This is a genomic window from Psychrobacter sp. 1Y4 (assembly GCF_051847555.1).
On record NZ_JBPYDE010000803.1, the window covers coordinates 1 to 610 of the forward strand.

Sequence of the window (610 nt, forward strand, 5' to 3'; positions counted from 1 at the left end):
TACCTCATTAATAAAGGCTTTGATATCAGCATCTTGCAAGTTGACCTTCCAGCTCTCAGCACTCGCTAGGCCCATGCTAGCAGCCCATAAGGGTACAGCTAGGCAAAGAGGACGACACAGGCGCATCAAACGCGGCAGGATACGGTGTAAAGGTGTGGCTGAAAATTGATGAAAACTTACCATATTGATAATTACCTACAGTGATATTGCGTCATATGTACTGAGTTTTTAACGAGCAATTTTTGCTAAAAGTCCGTCTTATTAGAACTGTTGACGGATAGTAATAACTTGCTCACCACGTTGAACCTCGATTTGTGCTTCGCCTGCTTGCTGTACTTGCTGTAATACACCTGCATCTTGCGCGGGATTATTGCCCACATTTTGCCCATTAACCGATATGACCTTGTCGCCTGGCTCAAGCCCTAGACGGTTACGCAGTTTTGAGGGCATCGCGGCAGTGACTTGGTAGCTTTCTCCTGATGCCATCACCCCCATTTTGCTCAGATAACTGGCGGGGTTTTCCTGCAGCGCGGTGACCGCCTCTTCAATCGCCGTTTGCGGACTGCTTTCACCATTCGTCTCTGTCGGTTCAGGCGGCGTATCTTGTAGT

At 48.2% G+C, this 610-nt stretch carries 1 protein-coding gene and 1 pseudogene; both read right to left on the reverse strand.

Translation table 11 applies throughout. From position 1 onward, the window contains the following. A partial coding sequence (locus ACS8FC_RS18960; protein ID WP_439297929.1) for a hypothetical protein occupies positions 1-183 on the reverse strand: 183 nt, incomplete at its 3' end. 78 nt (positions 184-261) lie between these two features. Beyond that, positions 262-610 (reverse strand): annotated as a pseudogene (locus ACS8FC_RS18965) (type II secretion system protein N); the annotation flags it as partial.